We start from the raw sequence: 23,753 nt of genomic DNA, 5'->3' as shown, positions 1-23,753 counted from the left end.
TCAGACACTTACGCCGAATGGCGGCGTAATACGCGTCGTTACGTGGGCTCGATTTTTGCCTCGCGTAATAAGGACGTAATATGATGGGAGCGAGCTGTCGGGTGCCTCTAGGGCAGGATCGGCGACGTTGTTCGCAGAGGTCCGAACATTCTTCCGCCGATCCGACACGCCTCACATGCTCTAATCTTTCTGCTGTTTGGCCTCTTGGCGGGCGTCGCGAAGGATTTCGATGCCGCCCTTGATCGCGATCAGCGCAGTCGCAAATCCAACCAGAAGGTCCGGCCAGTTCGTACCGAGCCACCAGACGAGGACACCCGCGATCAGGATGCCGCCGTTCGAGATGAAGTCGTTGTAGCTGAAGGTTGTCGCGGCTCTGAGGTTGACGTCCGGATCCTGAATGCGCTGCAAGAGCTTCAGACAAGCATAGTTCACCACCGCAGCGACGGCCGACATGATCATCATTGTCGGACCGATCGGTTCGCTGCCTTCGAAATAGCGCCGTCCTACATCGAACAGGACGCCGGCCGCGAAGACCAGCAGCATGACACCCGATGCCGTGGCAGCACGGGTTTTCCATTTCAGGCCGTGGCTGAGCGCAACGAGGCTCAAGGCATAGACCGCGGCGTCGGACAGATTGTCGAGCCCATTGGCGATGAGCGCGCTCGAATCGCCGAGCCCGCCGGTTACGAGGAAGGCGATCGCGATAGCCGAGTTCAGGACGAGAACGATCTGGAGCGTTCGCTTTTCGCGTTCGCTCCCGGATGCTTTTTCATTCATTGCAAGCTCCTCAATCCTCACCATCCCTAAAAGGAGGCGGAACCCGCTTGGGTTCCGCCCCAGTCAGCACTCTCGGTTGCCGCCGACAGGGGGGAATGGCGGCCATCCGGGAGTGTCTCAGCCTTCGGGGCTGGGGACGCTGCTCGGGCGCGCCAGCTCTTCCTCTTCGGCCTTCGCGGTCCGTCGATGGACCAGGAGGTACAGGGCCGGCAGCACGAGCAAAGTCAGGATCGTCGACGAGATGATCCCGCCGATGACGACAGTTGCCAGCGGCCGCTGCACCTCGGACCCAGCCCCGACATTGAGCGCCATCGGTACGAACCCGAGCGACGCCACCAGCGCCGTCATCATCACCGGTCTGAGGCGGGTCAGCGCGCCTTCGCGGATCGCCTCGACGAGCGCTTTTCCGCGTTCGCGCAGATCCTTGATGAAGGATAGCATCACCACGCCGTTCAGCACCGCGACCCCGGACAAAGCGATGAAGCCGACGCCCGCCGAGATCGATAACGGAATGTCGCGCAGCGCCAGCGCCGCGACCCCGCCCGTCAGCGCCAGAGGCACGCCCGAGAAGACGATCGCAGCATCGCGCACCGTGCCGAACAGCATGAACAGCAGCCCGAAGATCAGCAGCAGCACCAGCGGCACGACGATCTGGAGGCGCTCGGTCGCGGACTGAAGCTGCTCGAATGTGCCGCCATATTCGATGTAGTAACCATCGGGCAGCACGACCTCAGCTTCGACCTTTTGCGTGAGCTCGTCGATGAACGAGCCCAGATCGCGCCCACGAACATTCGCCGTGATCACCGCGCGGCGCTTGCCATTTTCGCGGCTGATCTGGTTCGGCCCCGCCGCGAGCGATATCTCCGCCAGCTCCGAAAGCGGCACGAAGCCGCCGGCCGGAAGTGCAACGGGGAGATTGCCGAGCGACGCGAGATCGGTGCGAATGGCCTCGGGAAGCCGGACGATGACGTCGAAGCGGCGGTCACCCTCGAAAAGCTCGCCGGCCTGACGGCCGCCGGTCGCTGTCGAAACCGCATCCTGCACCGTTTCCATGCTGACACCGTAGCGCGCGAGCTTGTCGCGATCGGGCGTGACCGAGAGCATCGGCAGGCCGGTGACCTGTTCGAGCTTCACGTCCTGCGCGCCCGCAATCCCGCCCGCGACTTCCTCGATCGCCTGCCCCGATTCGAGCAATTGATCGAGGTCGTCGCCGAACAACTTGATCGCCACGTCGGCGCGAACGCCGGCGATCAGCTCGTTCATGCGCATCTTCACCGGCTGGGTGAACTCATAATTGTTCCCTGGCACCTCGTTCGCCGCCTTGTTGAGTTCGGCAACGAGCTGGTCGCGCGTCTTTCTCGGATTGGGCCATTCCTTCCGGTCCTTGAGCATGATGAAATTATCGGCGACCGACGGGGGCATCGGATCGGTCGCTACCTCGGGAGTGCCGATCTTCGCGAACACCCGCTCGACTTCGGGGAACTGCCTGATCCTCTTCTCCAGCGCCTCCTGCATCGCGATCGACTGGGTGAGGCTCGTCCCCGGAATGCGCATCGCGTGCATCGCGATATCGCCTTCGTCGAGGTCCGGGATGAACTCGGACCCGAGACTGGTCGCCGCCACGCCGCTCAGCGCGACAAGCGCCAAAGCACCAGCCAGCGCAGCCTTCGGCCAATTGAGGACGCGGTCGAGCATCGGGCGGTAGCCCTTGCCGAGCCCGCGCATCAGCCAATTTTCCTTTTCTTCGACCTTGCCGGTCACGAACAGCGCCACCGCGGCCGGAACCAGGGTGAGCGACAGCAGCAGAGCGGCGGTAAGCGCGAGGACGACGGTGATCGCCATCGGATGGAAGGTTTTGCCCTCGACGCCCTCGAGCGCGAAGATCGGCAGATAGACTGCGGTGATGATAATAATGCCGAAGATGCTCGGCTTGATCACTTCTGCGCTTGCGGAAGCGACTAGGCCGAAGCGCTCGTCGCGGTCGAGCAGGCGTCCGAGCCTGTGCTGAGCCTCGCCGAGCCGGCGGAGGCAGTTCTCGACGATGATGACGGCCCCGTCGACGATGAGGCCGAAGTCGAGCGCCCCGAGGCTCATGAGGTTTGCCGATGTCCGCGTCTGGAGCATGCCCGTCAGCGTCATCAGCATCGCGACCGGAATGACCGCCGCCGTGATCAGCGCGGCCCGGAAATTGCCGAGCAGCAGGAACAGGATCACGATGACGAGCAGCGCGCCCTCGGCGAGATTCTTCTGCACCGTCGAAATCGTCCGCTCGACGAGCGCGGTGCGATCGTAGAGCGGCTTGGCAACGACACCCTTCGGCAACGCACGCGAGGCTTCGACGAGGCGTTCGGCCGAGGCCTGCGCCACCACGCGCGGATTCTCGCCGATCAGCATCGAGACCGTCGCGAGGACGACTTCCTTGCCATTTTCGGTTGCGGCGCCTGTGCGGAGCCCCGAGCCGATCGCGACATCGGCGACGTCGGCGATCCGGATCGGAACCCCGCCGCGGGTGGTGACGATGATCTGCGACAGGTCACGCTCATTATTGGCCTGACCCGGCACGCGGATCAGAATCTGTTCGCCGCTGCGCTCGACATAACCGGCCCCGCGGTTGGCATTATTGGCCTCGAGTGCGGTGACGACATCGTTGAGCGAGAGATTGAGCGAGGCGAGCGAGGCCGGGTTGGGTGTCACATGATATTGGCGGGCATAGCCGCCGATCGTGTTGATCTCGGCGACCCCCGGAATCGTGCGCATCTGCGGCCGGATGACCCAATCGGACATCGTCCGGAGGTCTTCCGCCGTATAAGGCGTGCCGTCGGGTTTTCGCGCGCCCGGTTCGGCCTCGATCGAGAACATGAAGATTTCGCCGAGGCCCGTCGAGATCGGGCCCATTTCGGGCTCCATCCCGGGCGGAAGCTGGCCGCGCGCGGCCTGGAGCCGCTCGTTGACCTGCTGGCGCGCGAAATAGATGTCGGTCCCGTCCTCGAAGACGACAGTGACCTGGCTCAGGCCATAGCGCGAGATCGACCTGGTATAGTTGAGGTTCGGGATGCCCGCGATCGCGGTCTCGATCGGATAGGTGATGCGCTGCTCGGACTCGAGCGGCGAATAGCCTTCCGCCTTGGTGTTGATCTGGACCTGGACGTTGGTGATGTCGGGAACGGCGTCGATGGGCAATTTGGTCGCGCTCCACGCGCCGATCGCGCAGAGGAGCGCGACCACCGCGAGGACGAGCCATCGTTGCCGGATCGAAAAGCCTATGGTTCTGGCTAGCATGTTATCCTGCTCCCCGATCAATGGTCGTGGCCCGCGCCGGACTTTTCGATGTCGGCGCGAACGAGGAAACTGCCCTTGGTGACATAGGCGGTGCCGGGCTTGATGCCCGACAGGACCTCGGTCCATTCGGGCGACGAACGGCCGAGCTTCAGCATCCGGACCTCATAGTCCTGCCCGAAATTGGCATAGACCACCTTGAAGTCGCGGAAGGGCTGGATCGCCTCGGTGCGCACGGCAAGCGGCACGGTGACGGGGTTGACCATCACGCGGCCGCGCAAGGCCATGCCAGGGCGGAGCGTTCCCGAGCGGTTCGGGATGGTCGCGCGGATGAGCGCAGTGCCCGCCTCGACATTGCCGTCGGGCAGGAACTGCCCGAGCGGCGCGGTCGCGATTTCGGCGCCGTCCTGCGTCTCCACCGTCACCCGCATGCCCGGACGTATGATCGCGAGGTCGCGGGGGAAGATGTTGAAGACGACCGTGGTCTGCGCCGGGTCGGTGACCACATAGAGTGCGCGCCCGTCGGTGACGTCGCCGGGGTTGGCGTTGCGCTCGGCGATCACGCCGCCGACCGTCGCATATACCGGATAGACCTGGAGGCTCTCGCTCGACTCGATGCGCGCGAGCAGTTCCCCACGGCGGACGCTGTCGCCCACCGCCTTGGTCACCGAGACGACGCGGCCGGGGAACTGGCCGCGAATTTCGGAGCGGGCGGTCGGCGACAGTTGGACGGTGCCGTAGAGTTCGCGCATTTCGCCCACCGTCGCCGGTCCGACGACCGCGGTTTCGATGCCTCCGGCCTTGGCGGCGTCAGCCCCGATCCGCGTGCGCCCTTCGGGGTTCGCATATTTCCAAACGTGCCGCTTGCCGCCCGTCACCGCGACAACCTCGACGTCGAAGCTGTGCGGTTCGGTGACGACACCTTGCCCTGCGAGGAATTTGCCCTGCGGGCGGAAGGTGAAGCGATCGACGTCGCCGCCAAGCCGCGTGAGGGTGATGGCGAGCTGGACATCCTTCGGGTCGACCGGTTTGCCGTCCCGCGTTGCGAAAACGCGGAATTGCGGCTCGGTGCCATTCTCGAAGATTATGACCTCGACCGCGAAATCGCCATTCTTGAGCAATTTGCCACCGTTCGGGCCTTTGGCATCTTCCTCGCCTTCGCCCTCAGCGTGGCTTTCGCCTTCTTCATGCTTGTCTTCGCCCTCGGCTCCGCCACCGCAGGCAGCGAGAGGCACAGCAAGGAACAGCGCCGCAGCCGCGGCGGGAAATGGAAACTTCTTCATGGAATATTCTCCGCAAGGGGAGCCGCATCGAAGCGGCCGGTCAGGCGATCGATCTCCGCGAGCAAATCGCGGTAGCGTGTCATGGCCTCGGCCCACTGACCCTGGATCTGGATGATGACGTCGGCGGCATCCTGTACGTCGGCGAACAGGAACCCGCCGCGGGCATAGCCTTCGCGCACCTGGCCGAGCGTCTTCACCGCCTTGGGATAGACGTCGTTCATGATGCCCTCGGCCCGGACGCGTGCGGCGTCGGCATCGGCGCGCAGCGACGCGAGGCGCCGCAGCCGCTCGAGCCGGCTCGCTTCGGATTGGAACTCGAGCTGCCGCCGTTCGGCCTGCGCCCGGGCGATATTGCCCTGGTTGCGGTCGAACCGTCCGAGCGGGATCGAGATGCCGCCAAGAACGGCGACATCATTGGTCTCGCGAAGAAAGCGCGTGCCGCCCGAGACCGTATAGTCTTGGTGCGCACGGCTCTGCTCGACGACGACCTGCGCGCGGGCCCGGTCGACGGCGGCGTCGAAGACCGCCGCGTCGGCTTCGGCGAGCGGCGGATCGCGCGGATCGGGTTTCTCGATCCCCTCGGCGATAACGAGGCTGTCAGGCGTGCCGCCCCAGAAGGAGGTGAGCAATGCGCGTGCGGACTGCCGCTTCGCCTGGGCTTCCTTCAGGGCCAGTTCGGCTTCGAGAATGCGGGCATCGGCGCGCGTCTCGACGAAGAGCGGATCCTTGTAGCCGCGCACGCGCCTGATCGCTTCGGTCCGCATCTCCTTTTCAAGTTTGACGCGATCCTCTGCGATCCAGACCATCTGCTCGGCGATCTGGACGTCGATATAGGCGCGCTGCACTTCCTGGGCGATGTCGAGCCGGACGAGCCGCCACTGCGCCTCGGCGAGAACGACACCGCGCTCGGCAAGCGCCATTCGCGCCTCGCGCTTGCCCCCGCGTTCGAGCGGCTGCGAATAGGTGACGGTGAGTTCCGATTGCCGGAACAGGCCATAGCCGCCCGTCCCGACGCCATTGTCCATGTCGACCGACACGGTCGGATTGGGACGGACGCGGGCTTGCAGCTGGTCGGCGCGCGCGGCGTCGACCCCCGCTTCGCCCGCTCTAAGCTCGGGCGATGCAGCGATGGCCCGCTCGACCGCCTGGTCGAGCGTTAGCGGCTGGGCCCAAACGGACCCCGCCAGCAGCGCAGCCCCGGCCAACAGGGCGGCGCGCATATGGATATGCATGAATGATCACTCCTGAACGATTCGACTGAGCGCAGGCCGAAAAGGGGCCGCGCGGCAGGCGGCGTTCAGGCGAGGGGAGGGTTCAGGGGCGGTGCGAGCGCGCGCGAAGCGAGGCGCGTCGCGGGCAACGCAAAGTGCAGGCCGCCGGAAAAACAGGACAGATCGTCATGACCCGAAAGGGCCTGATCGGATGCGACCGGGCAATTATGGTGACTGCCGTGGAGGTCGGCGTCCTGCTGACCTTTTTGCGTGTCCTTGTCCGACGCATGGCCCGGCTCGACATGGTGCGAAAGATGCGAATCCGTCGCATGGTGCGTCATGCCCGCCATCGCCGGCGCAGCATTGTGGAGCCCGCTGAGCAGCAGGATGAACACAAGCAACAGGCGAAGGGTAGCGCCGGACATGGTCGCGCCCCTAACAGCGAATGACCCGTTCCGGAAGTCCAAAACCGGATCAATCGGTTCGCGCAGCGCGGCTCTCCGTCGACCGGGCCGTTTCGATCAGCGCTTCGAGGGCCTGCGGCATCGGCATCGGCTCGAAGGCGCTCACCCGCGCGCGACCATTATTCCCTGCGGGGAGGCGGCCGGTCAGCGAACCGAGCGGGACGAGCAGGAACCGCATTGCCTGACCGGTAGCTTCACGGGCATCGCCGAGCTCGATCGCATAGCGAAACATGTGCCAGTGGGAGGCGAGATGCGCGCCCATATAGGGCTGGCTCAATATATGTTCCCATTCCAGCGCCTGCCACGCAGCGGCTTCATCTCCGATTCGGCGTGATTCGCAAAACAGGCGATATTGCTCGCGCAGCAGCGGCTCGATGACGGCCATGCTCACGGGATTTACTGTCGGCGGCACCATCCTCTTTCCCCCTTTTTTGTGCAGGGCAGGCTCTTGCACCCTGTAGTAGATACAGGGTCAAGCCCTGATGTTCCGGCAGGACGCTGTGCCGCTCTGCGTCCGATTTACCCCCTCGTCTCACGGGAAGCATATCGCTCGAATGTCGTCCCGAACAAAGGAGGCGGGGGCCAATAGCGAAGCGATAGAAATAAGAGTGAAAGACAATTGTAGAATTATTGTGCTTAACGCGTGATTGTTCGGCCGATATCCTGTTTCTTGAGGCGCATCTGCAACTATAGAGGGGCAAGGTGCACTGCTCTCTTACCTCCATGAGATAAAATTACGGAGCCGGTTCGGGGGTTCGAAGAGTGCCGCCGAAGTTGATTGAAAATCTTCTACTTTTCACCGCGCCGTTTCGATGCTAGGGGCCGGTTTCAATGCGACGGGTGATCCTCTTCCTCCTGACCCTTCTCCTTGCATCCGGAACGGTTGCGGGGTCGCTCGCACATGCGACCGAGGATCGGGCCGAGGCGAGCCTTTTCGTTGCTGTGATCGAAGCCGGCTGCGTTCCCGCACCGGCGATCGAAGGCGCCGAAGTCGACAAGAAAAAATCCTCTCCCGGCGAAAAGCAGCAGGTGCCTGCCGCCGCTCATGGCTGCCACGGTCACCATTCGGGCGTCCCGGCGGAATCGCTGTCGGCAGCGACCGAAACGCCTGCCCCTGAAGCGCATACGCGCATCCTGACGGCCGCCTTGCCGCCCGTCGCCTATATCGGGACGTTCCGCCCTCCAATCGCCTGACGCTCTAGGTCTGCGCGTGCCCTTCGCGTGCGCTTCTCCCTGGAAACGTCAGGAGTCTCCTTTTCATGAAATCCATAGTTGTCGCCGCGAGTCTCGTGGCGCTCGTTGCAGGCTCAAATTCCGCGCCCGCCGCTGCCCAGTCGGCAGCGACGGAGCTGGTGGGACCGCCTTCTTCCGCAGGCGAGGCCGTGCGTACCGGCCCGCTTCCCGCTCGATTGTCCCTCGCGCAGGCGATGGAGGAAGCCGACGCGCGCTCGCCGCGCGTGGTTGCCGCCGAAGCCGAAGTGGAGGCCGCTCGCGGTCGCCAGCGTCAGGCGGGTTATCGCTACAATCCGACGCTCAATGTCGATGTCGAGAATTTCGCAGGCACCGGCCCCTACTCGGGCCTGAACGGTCTCGAAACGACCGTGTCGGTCAATCAGCGTCTCGATATCGGGGGCCGGCGCCGGTCGCGCATGACGCTCGCCGACGCCGAGTTTCTGGCCGCGAAGTACAAGTTGGAGATTGCACGCGCAGATCTTGCGCTCGATGTCCGCAACCAGTTCGCGACCGCTCTCGCGGCCCGCGATAGCCTCGCGCTCGCACGCGAAAATGAAGCGCGTGCCCGCGAACTCGTCCGCGTGGCACAGGCCATGGTCGATACCGGCAACGAGCCGCCGCTCCGTGCGTTCCGCGCCAATGCGGCTCTCGTTCAGGCCACCGCCGAGCTACGCACGGCCGAGGCCGAAGAAAGGACCGCCCGGCGTTCGCTCGCGGCGCTCCTTGGAAGCTCGGTCCCGCCTGCCGAGTTGATGGAAGGCGATATGTGGGTGGCACCGGAGACGGTGGACTCGCTCGCGACGCTCGACGTTCGCTTGGCAGAAACCGAGAAGCTGATTGCTGAAGCGCGGCTCCAGGGGCAGCGCGCCGATGGCCGGCTCGATCCGTCGGTCGGCTTCGGGGTGCGTCAGCTTCGCGACACCGGCGATCGCGCATTGATCGCCAATGTTTCCGTGCCGCTCCCCGTCTTCGACCGCAACCGCGGCAACATCTCGGCAGCCAAATCCGATGTCGCCGCCGCCATTGCGCGGCGCGAGAATGCAGTGGTCAATGCTCAGGCGGAGATCGCCAATGCGCAGGCCGAACTCGAAGCCGCAGAGGCCCGCCTCGCGGCGCTTGAGGGTAGCGGCATCGAGCAGGCGCGCGAAGGTGTCCGGCTCGCCGAACTCAGCTACCGCGCCGGCAAGTCCTCGCTCGTCGAATATATCGACGCGCAGCAGGCCTATGCGGCAACGCAGGCCGAACTGATCGCGGCGCGCCAGGCCCGGGCCGAAGCCCGCGCCATCCTATCGCGCCAGGCAGCCGCCGACGGCGATGCGGATCATCAGCCATGAGCGCACCGAGCCTTCCAGTGGACGGAGGCGCCTTCGCCATCGTCCTTCCAAGTCAACAGGGGTGCGCCGCCGGTCGGCGCGCGAACCGCATCAACAGCGGAGATAGAATATGATCACCAAGGACAAGCGTCTCCTCGGCACTGTCGCGGGCGCCATGATACTCGCTGCCGTCACGGGCTTCGGCGTTGCACGCTGCACCGCCGACCCGGCCGCCGCGCCGGCTGCCGAAGGCGAAAAGGAAGCGGCGAGCGAAGCCCTTCCGAGCAGCCTCGCCATCACGCCCGAAGCGATCAAGGCCGCCGAGATCGGCGTCGAGACGATCGGCGCCGGCGGACTCGGTTCGGAAATCATCTCGCAAGCGACCGTTACCGCCGCGCCGAGCGGCGAGGCGATCGTCACCGCCCGCGCGGGCGGCGCGGTCACCCGTCTCTTCAAGCGGCTCGGCGATCCGGTCAGCGCCGGTGAGACGATCGCGATCGTGCAAAGCCGCGACGCCGCCCAGATTGCGGCCGAACGGATTGCCGCCGATGCGCGCTCGACGCTCGCGCAGAAAAATCTCCACCGCGAGAAGACCCTGTTCGACCAGAAGGTGTCGGCGCGCGTCGACTATGAGCAGGCGCAAGCCGAAGCCGCGGCCGCCGCGGCCGAAGCGCAGCGCGCGCGTGCCGCAGCGAGCGCCGCGCAGGTCACGCGCGATGGCAGCAGCGTCATCGTGGCAAGCCCGATCTCGGGACGGATCACGGCCGAGAACGCCAGCCTTGGCGCCTTCGTTCAGCCCGAAACCGAATTGTTCCGCGTTGCCGATCCCAGCAAGGTGCAGATCGAGGCCGCCGTCGGTCCGGCCGATGCCCAGCGGCTCTCGCCCGGAGACCGTGCGATCATCGAACTTCCCGACGGACGGACGATCGATGCCCGCGTGCGCGCCGTCACGCCCGGCCTGTCGGGCGACACGCGCTCGGCAACCGCCGTGCTCGACGTACCCGGGGCGCTCCAGCCGGGCTTGGCGGTCCGGGTGCGGCTGCTTCCGAGCCGCGGCGCCGAAACCGGTGGGCCGGCCCGTATCGTGATCGCGGACGAAGCCCTCCAGACGCTCGAAGGCCGCGACGTGGTGTTTGTCCGCACGAAGGACGGCTTCCGCGCGCAGCAGGTGACCGTCGGCCAGCGCAGCGCGGGCCGTGTCGAAATCCTCGCCGGGCTGAAGCCGGGCCAGATCGTCGCGACCAAGAACGCATTCCTGCTCAAGGCCGAACTCGGCAAGGGCGCGGGCGAGGAGGAATAAACCGTGATCGCGAAACTGATGGCGCTATCCGTCCGCGCGCGCTGGGCGGTACTCTTTCTCTTCCTCGTGATCGCGGGACTCGGCGTATGGCAGCTCACCAAGCTGCCGATCGACGCGGTTCCCGACATCACCAACAAGCAGGTGCAAATCAACACGATCGATCCGCGTCTCTCGCCGGTCGAAATCGAGAAGCTCGTAACCTATCCGATCGAAATCTCGCTCGCCGGCATTCCGGGGCTCGAGACGACACGCTCGATCTCGCGCAACGGCTTCAGCCAGGTGACGGCAATCTTCACCGATGAAACCGACCTCTATTTCGCGCGCCAGCAGGTGGGCGAACGGCTTCTCCAGGCGGGCGAGAATCTTCCCGACGGGGCCCAGCCGCAGATCGGTCCCGTCACGACGGGTCTCGGCGAGGTCGTCATGTACACCGTCGGCTACAAAAATCCCGACGGGAAGGGCGCCAAGAAGGTCGCGGGCCAACCAGGTTGGCAACCCGACGGCAGCTATCTGACCCCCGAGGGCGATATCCTCACCGACGAGATCGCCAAATCGGGCTATCTTCGCACGGTCCAGGACTGGATCGTCAGCCCGCAATTGAAGTCGGTCGGCGGCGTCGCCGGCGTCGACTCGATCGGCGGCTATGCCAAGACCTTCGTGGTCGAACCCGATCCGACCCGCCTCACCAGCTACGGCATTTCCTATAGCGAACTGGGCGAAGCCCTTGAACGCGCCAACCTCGCGGTCGGTGCCAACTACTATAACCGGGCAGGCGAGGCCTATCTCGTGCGCGTCGATGCACGCGTCCGCTCGGTCGACGAAATCCGCAACGCCGTCGTCGCGACGCGCGGCGGCGTGCCCGTGACGGTTGGACAGCTCGCCAATGTGAAGATCGGCGGCGACCTCAGAACCGGTGCGGGCAGCATGAACGGCAAGGAGGCGGTCATCGGGACCGTGCTCATGCTGATCGGGCAGAATAGCCGCACTGTTGCGGAGGATGTTTCGGCGAAGATCGCGCAGGTGTCGAAGACCCTGCCGCCCGGCGTCGAAGTGAAGGTGGTACTCGACCGCGCCAAGCTCGTGAACGCAACCGTCGGCACGGTTGAAAAGAACCTCACCGAAGGCGCGCTGCTCGTAGCGGCCGCGCTCTTCTTCCTGCTCGGCAACTGGCGCGCCGCGATCATCGCGGTGCTCGTCATTCCCTTCTCCTTCCTGATGATGGCGATGGGCATGAACGCCTTCCGGGTCCCCGGTAACCTGATGAGCCTCGGCGCGCTCGACTTCGGTCTGATCGTCGACGGGGCGGTGATCATCATCGAAAACTGCCTCGCCAGACTGGCGCACCGGCAGGAGCATGAAGGGAGATTGCTCAACCTTCGCGAACGTCTCGAGGAGACGATGCGCGCGAGCCAGGAGATGATCAAACCGACCGTCTTCGGCCAGGCGATCATCCTACTGGCCTTCGCGCCGTTGCTGATGTTTACGGGCGTCGAGGGGAAGACCTTCTCGCCGATGGCCATCACCATCATGCTCGCGCTCGTTGCGGCCTTCATTCTCGCGATCACCCTGGTTCCGGCGCTTGTCGCGCTGATGATTCGCGGCAAGGTTGCCGAGAAGGAAGTCTGGGCGATCCGCAAGTCGAAGGAGCGCTACCTGCCCTTGCTCGACAAGGCGCTCGCCAAGCCGTGGGCTTTCATCGCCGGCGGCTTTGCCTTCTTCGTCCTTGCGATCCCGGCGTTCGGACTGCTCGGCTCGGAATTCATTCCGCAGCTCGACGAGAAGAATATGGCGCTTGCCTCGACGCGCGTGCCTTCGGTGAGCCTCGAACAGTCTCTGGTCATGCAGCGCAACGTCGAGACGGCGATCTCGAGCCTGCCCGAAGTCGAGCTGATGTTTTCGAAGACGGGTACGGCCGAGGTGGCGACCGACCCGATGCCGCCGAACATCTCCGACGGTTTCGTGATCCTGAAACCCCAGGATCAGTGGCCGGCAGGTGTCGATTCGAAGGCCGATGTCGTCGAGCGTATCGAGAAAGCCGCTGGCGGCCAGCTCGGCCAGCTTTATGAAGTCAGCCAGCCGATCCAGCTTCGTTTCAACGAACTGATCGCGGGCGTTCGCGGCGACGTGGCCATCAAGCTCTACGGGGACGACCTCGACAAGATGTCGCTCGCGGCGAACGAGATGGTGCGCGTGCTCCAGGGCATACCGGGTGCGGGCAGCGTCAAGGCCGACCAAGTGGGCGGCGCTCCGACGCTCGACGTGAAGCTCGATCGCAATGCGATCGCGCGCTACGGTCTCTCGGTACAGGAGGTTGCCGATACGGTGTCGGCGGCGCTCGGCGGGCGGGAATCCGGCCTGCTCTATGAGGGCGACAGGCGCTTCGACATCACGGTTCGCGTCCCCGACGCGACCCGGGTCAATCTCGACGACATCCGCGCGCTGCCCGTGTTGCTGCCCTCCGAGGGCGGCAATCGCGGACAGATACCGCTCGCCCAGGTGGCGCAGATCCGGCTGACCGAAGGGCTCAACCAGATCAGCCGCGAAAATGGCAAGCGGCGCGTCGTCGTGCAGGTGAACCTCGAAGGCCGCGATGCGGGATCCTTCGTGGCCGAAGCGCAGGCGAAGATCGCCAATGTGAAGCTTCCGGCGGGCTATTACCTCGAATGGGGCGGGCAGTTCGAAAGTCTGCAGGCCGCATCGCAGCGGCTCTCGATCGTGGTGCCGCTCTGCTTCGCGGGCATCTTCATCCTGCTTTACATGGCGCTCGGCACGTTCGGGCGCGCGACCGCCGTGTTCCTCGCCGTGCCGCTTGGGCTCGCGGGCGGGGTGTTCACTCTCGCGCTTACGGGCATCAACTTCTCGGTGTCGGCGGCGGTGGGCTTCATCTGCCTTGCCGGCGTCGCGGTGCTCAACGGTCTCGTCGTCATGACGGCGATCCGCGAACGGCTCGAGAATGATGTCCCGCTCACGGAGGCAATCCGCGAGGGCATGACCGAGAAGATGCGTGCGGTGATCATGACCGGCTTCGTGCCCGCGATCGGCTTCGTGCCGATGGCGATCGCGACCGGCACGGGTGCCGAGGTGCAGAAGCCTCTCGCGACGACCGTCATCGGCGGTCTCATCGCGGCGACCATCCTGACGCTGCTCGTTCTCCCCGCGATCGCAAAAGTCGTCCTCGGGGCGAACTGGCAGCCGAAGTTCCTCAAGCGAAAAGCGGAGTCGGCGGTCCAGCCGGTCACGGAATAGGGAGAGACTGTCATGACAAAAGCATCCAAGCTCTTGCGCATCTACACCGATGAATCCGCCTTCTTCGGTGATCAGCGGGTCTTCGAGTTCATTTCCGAACTCGCTCGCCAGCAAAAGCTGGCAGGCGTTACGGTGCTCGAAGCGGTTCTCGGTTTCGGTCGCTCGGCGCATCTCCACCGCAAGCATGCGCTGGAGAATGACCGGGCGGTCGTGATCGAGATCATCGACGAGGAGCAGCGGCTCCGCGACTTTGCGGCGCAGCTGACCGAAATACCGGACATCGGGCTCATCACGCTCGAAGCGGTCGAAATCCTCGGCGGGAAATCCGCCGCGGAGCCCCCCGATGTTCAGAGCTGACCGGCATCTTGCCGGTCTACACCGCGGCGCAGGTCCCCGGCCTGCGTCGCGGACCAGCTCGTGCGAGCGAGGAGGTCTCCGATGTTCTCGGTAGGCACCTCGCTCCGCTTGCCGGTCCCGATCGGGCGGGTCTGGCGACTGCTCGTCGATATCGAGCGGTACGACGACTGGCATCCGACGCTCCGTTTCACCGATCGTCCGGGAGATGATGAGCGCGTAGGCTATGTCTATTCTCCGCGCGGGAAGCGGGGTCCGGAATTTGCATCCGAGGGGCGGATAACCGGCCTCGACTGGCTGACGGGCTTCTCCTGGCGGACAGGCACGCGCGGGCTGCTCGTCATCGAGGAGAGCTACCGGCTCGAAAAGCTCGGCCAAGGGGTGGAGGTTACCCATCGCCTGGAATGCGCGGGTCTCTTCTCATGGCTCGGCTATCCCATTCTGCGGCGGGTTTGCAGCGTTTTTCTCAAGCGCTCGAACATGGCGCTCGAACAGCAACTCCGTCGCACGACAGTTCAGTCCCGCTACGCGCGGCCAAGCGGGCGCCGCGCATGATCTTGAATTCGAAACCTGGCCGTCGGAGGCCCCTCTCAATCGCCCCCCTCACCACGGGCAGGGATTTCCGGCTGTCAGGGAGGTGCGGGAGCCGGGTCGCATCCCGCAATGGCTCCCGCACCTCATCCTGCCGCGCGTTTAACATGCGCCCGGATCGCATTGCCGACCGCCAACAGAAAAGGATGGCATCATGAGTGACCAGTTGCGGCTCGATATTCCGCTTCTCCTCCCCGAAGTCGCCGATACCGCCGACCGCTGCGTCGCGCGCCTGACGAGCGAACTCGAAGGACGCGAAGGCGTCGACAAGGTCCATGTTGTCCGCTCAAGCGACGGTTCGCCGCCACAGCTCTGCATCCATTACCGTCCGGATATTCTCCCGCTCGAACGCGTGCGGCAGCTCGCGCGCAGCGCCGGTGCCGAGCTCACCGGCCAGTATCAGCATCTCTTCTGGGATGACCTCGAAGGCGTCGGCCACGCCCGTCGCGCGCGGACGATCGGACTGAAGCTTCGCGAAATGCCGGGCGTGATCGAGGCCGAAGTCGGCGCCGCCGGTACGCTGCGCGCCGAGTTCCAGCGCTCGGAGACCTCCATCGAAATGATCAGAAAGACACTCTCGGATATGGGCGTCACTCAGAAATCGACTGCCGTCGCCGCGGCTGCCCCGGCACAAGCCGCCCACCAACATGGCGATGATGGCCATGACCATGGTCCGGATCACGCGCATGGGCCAGATCACAAACATGGCCATACGGGCGAGGATAGCCACGACCATGGCCATGATCATGGCGGCATCTTCGGCGAGCGGACCGAGCTGATCTTCGCGCTGCTGTGCGGTCTCGTCCTCGGCATCGGCTTTGCGATCGAGAAGCTCGCCGCGGCGCCGGAGTGGGTGCCGCTCGCATTCTATATTGCCGCTTATGGCTTCGGTGGCTGGTTCACTGTCCGCGAGGCCATCGAGAATCTGAAGCTCAAGCGCTTCGAGATCGACACGCTGATGCTCGTCGCCGCGGCCGGCGCTGCCGCGCTTGGTGCGTGGGCCGAAGGCGCGCTGCTCCTCTTCCTCTTCAGCCTCGGCCATGCGCTCGAACATTATGCCATGGGCCGCGCCAAGCGCGCAATCGAGGCGCTTGCGGAGCTGGCGCCGCAGACCGCGACGGTGAAGGATGCCGACGGGACGGCTCGCGAAGTCCCGGTCGAGCAGCTGGCGATTGGCGACACCGTCATCGTCAAGCCCAACGAGCGTCTTGCCGCCGACGGCTTCGTCGTCGTTGGCCGCACGGCGATAGATCAGGCTCCGGTGACCGGCGAGAGCGTCCCCGTCGACAAGGAACCGGTGGCCGATCGTGCGCAGGCCGCGGCAAAGCCCGATGCACTCGACGCAAAATATCGCGTCTTCGCGGGCACCATCAACGGCTATGGCGCGATCGAGATCGCGGTAACCCGTCTTGCGGCCGATACCACGCTCGCTAAGGTCGTGAAGATGGTGAGCGAGGCGGAAACGCAGAAATCGCCGACCCAGCGCTTCACCGACAAGTTCGAGCGCATCTTCGTGCCGAGCGTGCTCGCGCTTGTGTTCGTCCTGCTCTTCGCCTGGGTCGTTGTCGACGAGCCGTTCCGCGACAGCTTCTATCGCGCCATGGCGGTCCTTGTCGCGGCAAGCCCGTGCGCGCTCGCGATCGCGACGCCGAGTGCCGTCCTGTCGGGCGTTGCGCGTGCGGCGCGCGGCGGCGTGCTGGTCAAAGGCGGTGGCCCGCTCGAAAATCTCGGCTCGCTGACCGCGCTGGCGTTCGACAAGACGGGAACGCTCACCGAAGGAAAGCCGCGCATCACCGACGTCCTGCCGGCCAGCGGCGTGCCGAAGGAGGAACTGCTGCGGATCGCGGTGGCGGTCGAGCGGCTGAGCGATCATCCGCTTGCCGCTGCCATCGCGCGCGATGGCGAGGCCATGCTGACGTCGACGCGCGTACCGGTGGCGGACGACCTTAACAGCCTGACGGGTCGCGGCGTCACGGCAAAGGTCGAGGGCGAAACCGTCCTGATCGGCAAGGCCGAAATGTTCGGTGCCGACGGCATCGCGCCGATCGGCGGCGAAGTGGCGGCTGCGATCGCCGGCCTCCGCGAGCAGGGCCGCACGACGATGGTCGTTCGTATGGGCGACCGCGATCTTGGCGCGATCGGTCTGATGGACACGCCGCGCGAAGCGGCGCGCACCGCGATCGCCAAACTGCGCGAGCTCGGCATCGGCCGGATGATCATGATTTCGGGCGATCACCAGAAGGTCGCGGAATCGATTGCCGCCGAGGTCGGGATCGACGAGGCCTGGGGCGACCTGATGCCCGATCAGAAGGTCGACGCCATTCGCGACCTCAAGGCGCAGCAGCCGGTCGCCATGGTCGGTGACGGCGTCAATGACGCACCGGCGATGGCGAGCGCCACCGTCGGGATCGCGATGGGCGCCGCGGGGTCCGATGTTGCCCTCGAAACCGCCGACGTCGCGCTGATGGCCGATGACCTCGCTCATCTGCCGTTCGCGATCGGACTTAGCCGCCAGACGCGCCGCATCATCCGCCAGAATCTGGTGGTCAGCCTCGGCGTCGTCGTGGTCCTCGTGCCGGCGACGATCTTCGGACTCGGAATCGGTGCGGCGGTCGCGGCGCACGAAGGCTCGACCCTCGTCGTCGTCGCCAACGCGCTTCGCCTGCTCGCCTATCGCGATCGCAGCATGGGCTGAGGGCGCACAGTCGCGGTGGGATCGAACCGGAAGGGGGAGAGAGGATGAACTTCAAGAATATCTCGGCCTGGTCCATCCGGAACCCGATCCCGCCGCTCGTCATGTTCTTCGGTCTGACGGTGGCGGGCATCGTCTCCTTCCTCATGATGGGGGTCCAGAGCGATCCCGACATCGATTTTCCGGGCGCCATCGTCATCATCGCCCAGCCGGGCGCCGCGCCCACCGAACTCGAAACGCAGGTCACGCAGCGTGTCGAGGCGGCGGTGCGGACGATCGAGGGGATCGACGAGCTCAATTCGACGGTTACCGAAGGCCAGTCGCAGACCTTCGTCCAGTTCGCGATCGGCACGCCGATCGACCGGGCGGTGACTGACATTCGCGACAAGATCACCCAGATCCGCAGCAACCTGCCGAACGGCATCCTCGAACCGCAGGTTATCCGCCTCTCTACCTCGGGCAACACGCTTGCCTATTGGTCGGCTTCGGCCACCGATATGACGCTCGAGGAATTGAGCTGGTATGTCGACAATGTCGTCGCGAAGCGGCTGATCGCGGTCCCCGGCATGGGCGACGCCTATCGCCGGGGCGGCGTCAGCCGCGAAATCCGCGTCATCCTCAACCCCGAACGCATGCGCGCCTACGGCCTTACCGCCGCCGCGGTGAACACCCAGCTCGTCCAGCTCAATGTCAATGCGGCCGGCGGCCGGATGGAGGTCGCGGGCTCCGAGCAGGCGGTGCGTATCCTCGGGAACGCGAGCAGCGCCAACGCGCTCGGCGAGACGCTAATCTCGGTCGGGACGAACCGGACCGTGCGCCTCGCCGATATCGCCGAGGTCAAGGATCTCTACGCCGAGCAGCGCTCGGTCTCGAAGCAGGACGGGCGGCAGGTGCTGACCTTCGGCTTCGAGCGCGCCAAGGGCGCCTCGGATGTGACCGTCTATGACGCTGCGGTCGAGGAGCTGCGAAAACTCGAGAAGGAAAACCCCAAGGTCAAATTCACCGAGCTGTTCAGCGATATCGAATATACCAAAGGCCAATATCATTCGGCGATCAATGCGATGGTCGAGGGCGCGATCCTCGCGGTCGTCGTCGTCTTCCTTTTCTTGCGCGACTGGCGGGCGACGTTGATCTCGGCGCTCGCCATCCCGCTGTCGGCGGTCCCGACCTTCCTGTTCATGGACCTCATGGGCTTCTCGCTCAACATGATGACCTTGCTCGCGCTCAGCCTCGTTGCCGGCGTGCTGGTCGACGATGCGATCGTCGAGATCGAGAATATCGTGCGCCACATGCGGATGGGCAAATCGGCCTATCAGGCCTCGATCGATGCGGCCGACGAGATCGGCCTCGCGGTGCTCGCGACAACCATGACGATCGTCGCGGTGTTCCTGCCGGTCGGGCTGATGCCGGGCGTCGCCGGGCAATATTTCAAGAATTTCGGACTGACGGTCGTGGCCGCGGTGCTGATGAGCCTCGCGGTCGCGCGCATGATCACACCCATGCTCGCCGCCTATTTTCTCTCTGCGCAGGGTCCGCAAAAGCATGGCGAGGGCCCGCTGATCGACACCTATATGCGCATCTTGCGCTGGAGCCTCGACACCAGCGGGGCCGCTGCCGCGCGTGCGCGCGGCGGGCGCTGGAAATGGCTCGGTTACATCAAGGACCATCGCGTCTGGGTGGTCGGCATCGGTGTGCTGGCGCTCTTTGCGACCATTTTCAGCTTCTCGCTGCTCCCGATGACCTTCCAGCCGTCGATCGATTCCGACACGAGCCGCGTGGCCATCCAGCTCGCCCCGGGCGCAACGCTCGAACAGACCGAGGCAGTGGCCGACGAGGTGACCGATCTCATGAAGCGCGACCCGCTCGTCGAATCCGCCCTGTCGCGGATCGATGTCGGCACGGCGACGGTCTATCTGAAATTGCGCAAGGACCGCGAGCTGACCTCGACCGAGTTCGAAAAGGACCGCGCGCCGCGGCTAGCGCAGGTTCCCGATGCCCGAATCAACTTCCAGTCGCAGCATGGCGGCGGCGGCGGCAGCAGCCGCGACATCTCGATCACGCTCGGCAGCGACGACCCGAAGAAGCTCGAAGATGTCGGCAACCGGCTGCTTGCCGAGATGGCCCGCGTGAAGGAAATCCGGTCGCCGCGTGTCGAGGGCAATCTTCAGCGCCCCGAGATCGTCATTCGCCCGCGCTTCGCGCTCGCGGCGCAGCTCGGCGTGACGACGCAGGCGCTCAGCCAGTCGATCCGCGTCGCGACATTGGGCGAGATCGACCAGAATAGCGCGAAATTCTCGCTGTCCGACCGGCAAATCCCCGTTCGCGTCGCGCTTGCGGAAACCGCGCGCGAGCGGCTCGATACGCTGCGCAATATGCCTGTTCCGACCCGGAACGGGGGAACGGTGCCGCTCTCGGTTGTGGCCGAGATCGGCTTCGGCGCCGGCCCGACCCAGATCAATCGGACCAACCAAGTGCGCCAGCTCACCATCGGGGCCGACCTGGCTCCGGGTCTCGTGACCGGTCAGGCGATGGACAAGGTCGAGGCGCTGCCGGCGCTCAAGGCGCTGCCCGCCGGGGTCACGCGGCTGGTACTCGGGAGCGCCAAGTGGCAGGCCGAGATGCTGCGCAACTTCGCGATCGCGGTCGTATCGGGGATTTTTCTCGTGCTCGCTGTGCTGATCCTACTCTATCGCAAGATCATCCCGCCCTTCGTCAACATGGGCTCGCTTCTGCTCGCCCCGCTCGGCGGGGCGGTCGCGTTGCTGCTGACGGGCTATCCGCTCTCGCTTCCCGTGTTCATCGGCGTGCTGATGCTGCTCGGTATCGTCGGCAAGAACAGCATCCTTCTCGTCGACTTCGCGATCGAGGAAATGGCGTCGGGGGTGCCGCGCGACGAGGCGATTGTCGACGCCGGACACAAGCGCGCGCAGCCGATCCTGATGACCACGGTCGCGATGGTCGCGGGCATGATCCCGACCGCGCTGTCGCTCACCGGCGACGGCGCATGGCGCGCGCCGATGGCGGTCACGGTGATCGGCGGGCTCATCCTGTCGACGATGCTGACACTGCTGATCGTGCCGGCGTCCTTCAGCCTCGCGGCGGGCTTCGAACGCCGGATGGTCCCGCGCTTGCGCCGCTGGTTCACGACGGGCGGCGCGCACGCCGACCCATCGCCTGCGGGCGTCACCGACATCGGCGCGGGGCAAAGCCCGGCGGCCGATCGATAGAGGAGTTAAGCTGATGGAGTTCGAGCGGGAGCATGACCTCCCCTATAGTCCGGAGCAGATATGGGCGGTCCTCGGCGATTTCGAGAACCACCGGATCTGGAATCCCTATGTCCGGATCGAGCAGCTTGCCGAGGACCCGATCGCGATCCGCTATTCGATGCGCATGGATCCGCACAAGCCCAAGTTTCTCGAAGTCTCCGCGGCGGTGCTCTCCGCGCGCCCGGGCGAGGAGCTGATACTCGACGTCAAGCCGAGCTTCATCCTCCAGTTCGAGGAGAGTTATATCCTGACGCCGACGGCGAGCGGGACGAAGTTCGTTCACCGCTATCGTTGCCGCGGGCCCTTTGCCTGGCTCCGGCTTCCCGGCATCAAGACCAGCTTCCAGCGAATGATCGCGTCGATCGACGGCATCCTGCTCAGCTACCTCAAGTCCAAATACAGCAAGCCGCCACCGCCGCCGCGACGGCCCAAGTCCAAGTTCAAAGGTGGCCGGCGATGACGAGCTTTCCGCTGCTCGCGCCGCACAAATGGCGTCCGCTCGGCGCGGCCTGGGCAATCGCCCTCCTGTCGAGCCTGGCCGTCCTCTTCGTCGGCGAGGTCATGGGCCAGGCGCCGTGCGACCTCTGCTGGTTCCAGCGTAGCTTCATGTTCCCGCTTGCGATCATTCTCGGCATCGCGGCGTTCAGGTCGGACCGCGCCATCGTTCCTTATGGGCTGGCGCTGGCTGCGGGCGGTGGTCTCGTCGCTTTCTATCATAGCCTGCTCTACGTCGGCGTCATTCCGGCCCCGATCGTCCCCTGCACCGGCGGTCCATCATGCTCGGGAGAGAGCATGGCAATCGGAGGCGTGCCGCTGCCCCTCCCGTCGCTGACCGCGTTCGCGCTCATCCTCACCCTCTTGCTCAACTTCCAAAGGAGACTGAAATCATGAACAAACGCATCGGAGTGGTGGCCACGCTTGTCGTTTCCGCACTCGCTTTCACCGGCGGCGCGATGCTCTACAGCGGAACCGCCGAGGGCGAACCCACGAAGAAGGTCGTGGCGGGGCCCGTCGACAGCCTCATTCGCCCGCATTCGCCGATCATCGGACCGAAAAATGCCCCGGTCACCATCGTCGAATTTTTCGACCCGTCGTGCGAGGCCTGCCGCGCCTTCTATCCCACGGTGAAGGGCATCGTTGCCAAATATCCCAAGGATGTGCGTCTCGTTATGCGCTACCTGCCGCTGCACCCCGGCTCGGCCGAGGCGATCGTGATCCTCGAAGCCGCCCGCGTCCAGGGCAAGCTCGAGCCGGTGACGGCCGCCCTGCTCGAAGCGCAGCCCGAATGGCACGACGGCAAGATGGACGGTGCCTGGGCGGCCGCCGAGAAGGCCGGCCTCAATGTCGCGAAGGCGCGCGCGATGCCGACAACCGATGCGATGGCCTGGATGGAGCAGGACATCGCCGACGCGCGTGCGGTCGGCGTCCGGGGCACGCCGACCTTCTTCGTCAATGGCGAGATGCTCGTCCAGCCGAGCCCCGAACAGGTCGAGGCCCGAGTCCAGGCCGCGGTAGCGGCAAAGGGCAAATGAGGGCCCGCACCCGTCCCGCTTCGTCCACGCGGGACGGGTGCCCACCATGCGGCGCGATACTGTCTCTCCCGCCATCGGCCTGTCGCATGGAGACGCCGGGTCACCGTCCGATCGGCAGCATCGGAGCCAATATTCACAGCGCATTCAAACATGAAGGGGGATTTTGAACGCCACGAAAAGGAGAGACTGACATGCGAAAACTGATGACGATCGCGGCCGCGATGCTCGCCTTCGCGCTCCCCGGAACAGCGCTTGCCCAGCACCATGGCGATCGCGGGGGATATAGCCGCGGACATGACGCGCCACGTGGTCATGACCGCGACTATCGTTCCTCACGCCACGGCGTGCCCAATTATGGCTATGATCGTGGCTATCGTGGCTACGATCCCTACTACCGCGGCCATGATCGCCGCTATGAACGGCGGGACCGCTACGAGCGGCGCTATCAGAAGCGCCGGATGCACCACCATCACCGCGGGCGTCACTGGCGCGGCTAGCCGCGACCGCGCGGGCCGGGCGAGAAACTACCGCTTCGCCCCATAGATTGAAATCGAGCCGGTCGGCGTCGGGATGACTCTCATCTCTTCGACCGCCTCGAAACCCGCGGCTTTAAGGATCACCGGGACGCAGCCCTTAGCGTTGGGTTCGGTATATTCGAACCCGTCGAGCAGCTGGATCTGTCGAAAAAGCATGCGCATCAGCAGCGAGCGCTGCTCGCCATAGTCGGCTATGAAAAGGGTCCCGCCCGGCCTCAGGAGCCTGAACATCTGCGCGGCAATCGCTTCCTTAACGGCCATCGGGCACTGGTGAAGGACCAGGCTCGATACGATCTTGTCGCATTGCCGGAGTGCGTCGATGCCGTCCAGCTCGTCGCCCATAGCCTCGAACCATCGAATCTCGGCATCGGCAACCTCAGCCTTGGCGCGCGCGATTTCCAGCACGGCGGGGTCGGGATCGACCGCCAGAACGATGCTCTCCGGCGCCGCCTGCTTGAGGGCGATCGCAAAGGTTCCCGTGCCGCACCCGATATCGACGATCCGCTCGCCCGGCCGCGGTTCGGCGAAGCGCAGCAAGTCGCTTCGCCATCTTTTCTCTCTGGTCATGAGGGCTATGGCGGCATCGTAGCGGTCGAGCGATCCGCTCTTGCCGAGTGCCGGGACGAAGTCTCTGTGTGCGTCTGACATGATGCGCCTCTACCAGGCGCGATCACGCACC

General features: G+C 65.1%; 19 protein-coding genes. 12 read left to right on the top strand and 7 right to left on the bottom strand.

Features of this window, described 5'->3' with window-relative positions:
• Positions 1 to 180 precede the first annotated feature (180 nt).
• The 6 genes from L0963_RS09540 to L0963_RS09515 all read right to left on the bottom strand — a co-directional run bounded on the left by L0963_RS09540 (position 181) and on the right by L0963_RS09515 (position 7,396).
• Positions 181 to 777, bottom strand: coding sequence for a cation transporter (locus tag L0963_RS09540; protein ID WP_003046522.1), 597 nt, complete (start codon positions 775 to 777; stop codon positions 181 to 183).
• A 117-nt stretch (positions 778 to 894) separates the two neighbouring features.
• Positions 895 to 4,056, bottom strand: coding sequence for an efflux RND transporter permease subunit (locus L0963_RS09535; RefSeq protein WP_037553392.1), 3,162 nt, complete (start codon positions 4,054 to 4,056; stop codon positions 895 to 897).
• Positions 4,057 to 4,073: 17 nt separating this feature from the next.
• On the bottom strand, positions 4,074 to 5,336 hold the full coding sequence (locus L0963_RS09530) for an efflux RND transporter periplasmic adaptor subunit (RefSeq protein WP_003046516.1): 1,263 nt from the start codon (positions 5,334 to 5,336) through the stop codon (positions 4,074 to 4,076).
• The gene (locus L0963_RS09525; RefSeq protein WP_003046513.1) at positions 5,333 to 6,568 is read right to left on the bottom strand and encodes a TolC family protein; all 1,236 of its coding nucleotides are present in this window, start codon (positions 6,566 to 6,568) and stop codon (positions 5,333 to 5,335) included. The genes L0963_RS09530 and L0963_RS09525 overlap by 4 nt, the downstream gene beginning before the upstream one ends.
• Before the next feature lie 65 nt (positions 6,569 to 6,633).
• Entirely contained in the window at positions 6,634 to 6,972 is a 339-nt protein-coding gene (locus tag L0963_RS09520; protein ID WP_003046510.1) for a hypothetical protein, read from the bottom strand.
• A gap of 49 nt (positions 6,973 to 7,021) precedes the next feature.
• Positions 7,022 to 7,396 (bottom strand): DUF3703 domain-containing protein, encoded by a 375-nt coding sequence (locus L0963_RS09515; RefSeq protein ID WP_037553271.1) that lies wholly within the window; start codon positions 7,394 to 7,396, stop codon positions 7,022 to 7,024.
• A 446-nt stretch (positions 7,397 to 7,842) separates the two neighbouring features.
• Here L0963_RS09515 and L0963_RS09510 point away from each other — a divergent pair, with 446 nt between their 5' ends.
• The 12 genes from L0963_RS09510 (at position 7,843) to L0963_RS09455 (ending at position 23,035) form a co-directional block, all read left to right on the top strand.
• Complete coding sequence (locus L0963_RS09510; protein ID WP_003046504.1) at positions 7,843 to 8,205, top strand: hypothetical protein; 363 nt, start codon at positions 7,843 to 7,845, stop codon at positions 8,203 to 8,205.
• A gap of 65 nt (positions 8,206 to 8,270) precedes the next feature.
• The gene (locus tag L0963_RS09505) at positions 8,271 to 9,578 is read left to right on the top strand and encodes a TolC family protein (protein WP_037553274.1); all 1,308 of its coding nucleotides are present in this window, start codon (positions 8,271 to 8,273) and stop codon (positions 9,576 to 9,578) included.
• A 109-nt stretch (positions 9,579 to 9,687) separates the two neighbouring features.
• Complete coding sequence (locus L0963_RS09500; RefSeq protein WP_003046498.1) at positions 9,688 to 10,857, top strand: efflux RND transporter periplasmic adaptor subunit; 1,170 nt, start codon at positions 9,688 to 9,690, stop codon at positions 10,855 to 10,857.
• Positions 10,858 to 10,860: 3 nt separating this feature from the next.
• Positions 10,861 to 14,103, top strand: a complete 3,243-nt coding sequence (locus L0963_RS09495; protein WP_003046495.1) for an efflux RND transporter permease subunit — start codon at positions 10,861 to 10,863, stop codon at positions 14,101 to 14,103.
• 12 nt (positions 14,104 to 14,115) lie between these two features.
• Complete coding sequence (locus tag L0963_RS09490) at positions 14,116 to 14,460, top strand: DUF190 domain-containing protein (protein WP_003046493.1); 345 nt, start codon at positions 14,116 to 14,118, stop codon at positions 14,458 to 14,460.
• 81 nt (positions 14,461 to 14,541) lie between these two features.
• A complete protein-coding gene (locus tag L0963_RS09485; RefSeq protein WP_003046490.1) occupies positions 14,542 to 15,012 on the top strand; it encodes an SRPBCC family protein in 471 nt (156 codons plus the stop codon).
• A gap of 190 nt (positions 15,013 to 15,202) precedes the next feature.
• On the top strand, positions 15,203 to 17,743 hold the full coding sequence (locus tag L0963_RS09480; RefSeq protein WP_003046486.1) for a heavy metal translocating P-type ATPase: 2,541 nt from the start codon (positions 15,203 to 15,205) through the stop codon (positions 17,741 to 17,743).
• A 44-nt stretch (positions 17,744 to 17,787) separates the two neighbouring features.
• On the top strand, positions 17,788 to 20,967 hold the full coding sequence (locus L0963_RS09475) for an efflux RND transporter permease subunit (RefSeq protein ID WP_003046483.1): 3,180 nt from the start codon (positions 17,788 to 17,790) through the stop codon (positions 20,965 to 20,967).
• Positions 20,968 to 20,980: 13 nt separating this feature from the next.
• Positions 20,981 to 21,466 carry an SRPBCC family protein gene (locus L0963_RS09470; protein ID WP_003046480.1) on the top strand — a complete coding sequence of 162 codons (486 nt, stop codon included), beginning with the start codon at positions 20,981 to 20,983 and terminating at the stop codon, positions 21,464 to 21,466.
• Positions 21,463 to 21,897: a disulfide bond formation protein B gene (locus L0963_RS09465; protein WP_003046478.1), complete on the top strand. Its 435-nt coding sequence runs from the start codon at positions 21,463 to 21,465 to the stop codon at positions 21,895 to 21,897. The genes L0963_RS09470 and L0963_RS09465 overlap by 4 nt, the downstream gene beginning before the upstream one ends.
• A complete protein-coding gene (locus tag L0963_RS09460; RefSeq protein WP_003046475.1) occupies positions 21,894 to 22,538 on the top strand; it encodes a DsbA family protein in 645 nt (214 codons plus the stop codon). The genes L0963_RS09465 and L0963_RS09460 overlap by 4 nt, the downstream gene beginning before the upstream one ends.
• Before the next feature lie 191 nt (positions 22,539 to 22,729).
• Complete coding sequence (locus tag L0963_RS09455) at positions 22,730 to 23,035, top strand: hypothetical protein (RefSeq protein ID WP_003046472.1); 306 nt, start codon at positions 22,730 to 22,732, stop codon at positions 23,033 to 23,035.
• Between the two features lie 27 nt (positions 23,036 to 23,062).
• On the opposite strand, the gene L0963_RS09450 is transcribed toward L0963_RS09455, so the two are convergent.
• Positions 23,063 to 23,722 (bottom strand): class I SAM-dependent methyltransferase, encoded by a 660-nt coding sequence (locus L0963_RS09450; RefSeq protein WP_037553277.1) that lies wholly within the window; start codon positions 23,720 to 23,722, stop codon positions 23,063 to 23,065.
• Positions 23,723 to 23,753: the final 31 nt, after the last annotated feature.

This window comes from Sphingopyxis sp. NFH-91, assembly GCF_021401285.1.
Taxonomy (GTDB): Bacteria; Pseudomonadota; Alphaproteobacteria; order Sphingomonadales; family Sphingomonadaceae; genus Sphingopyxis; species Sphingopyxis terrae_A.
Note: the sequence above shows the minus strand (reverse complement) of the source record. Positions and strands in the feature narration are given on the sequence as shown.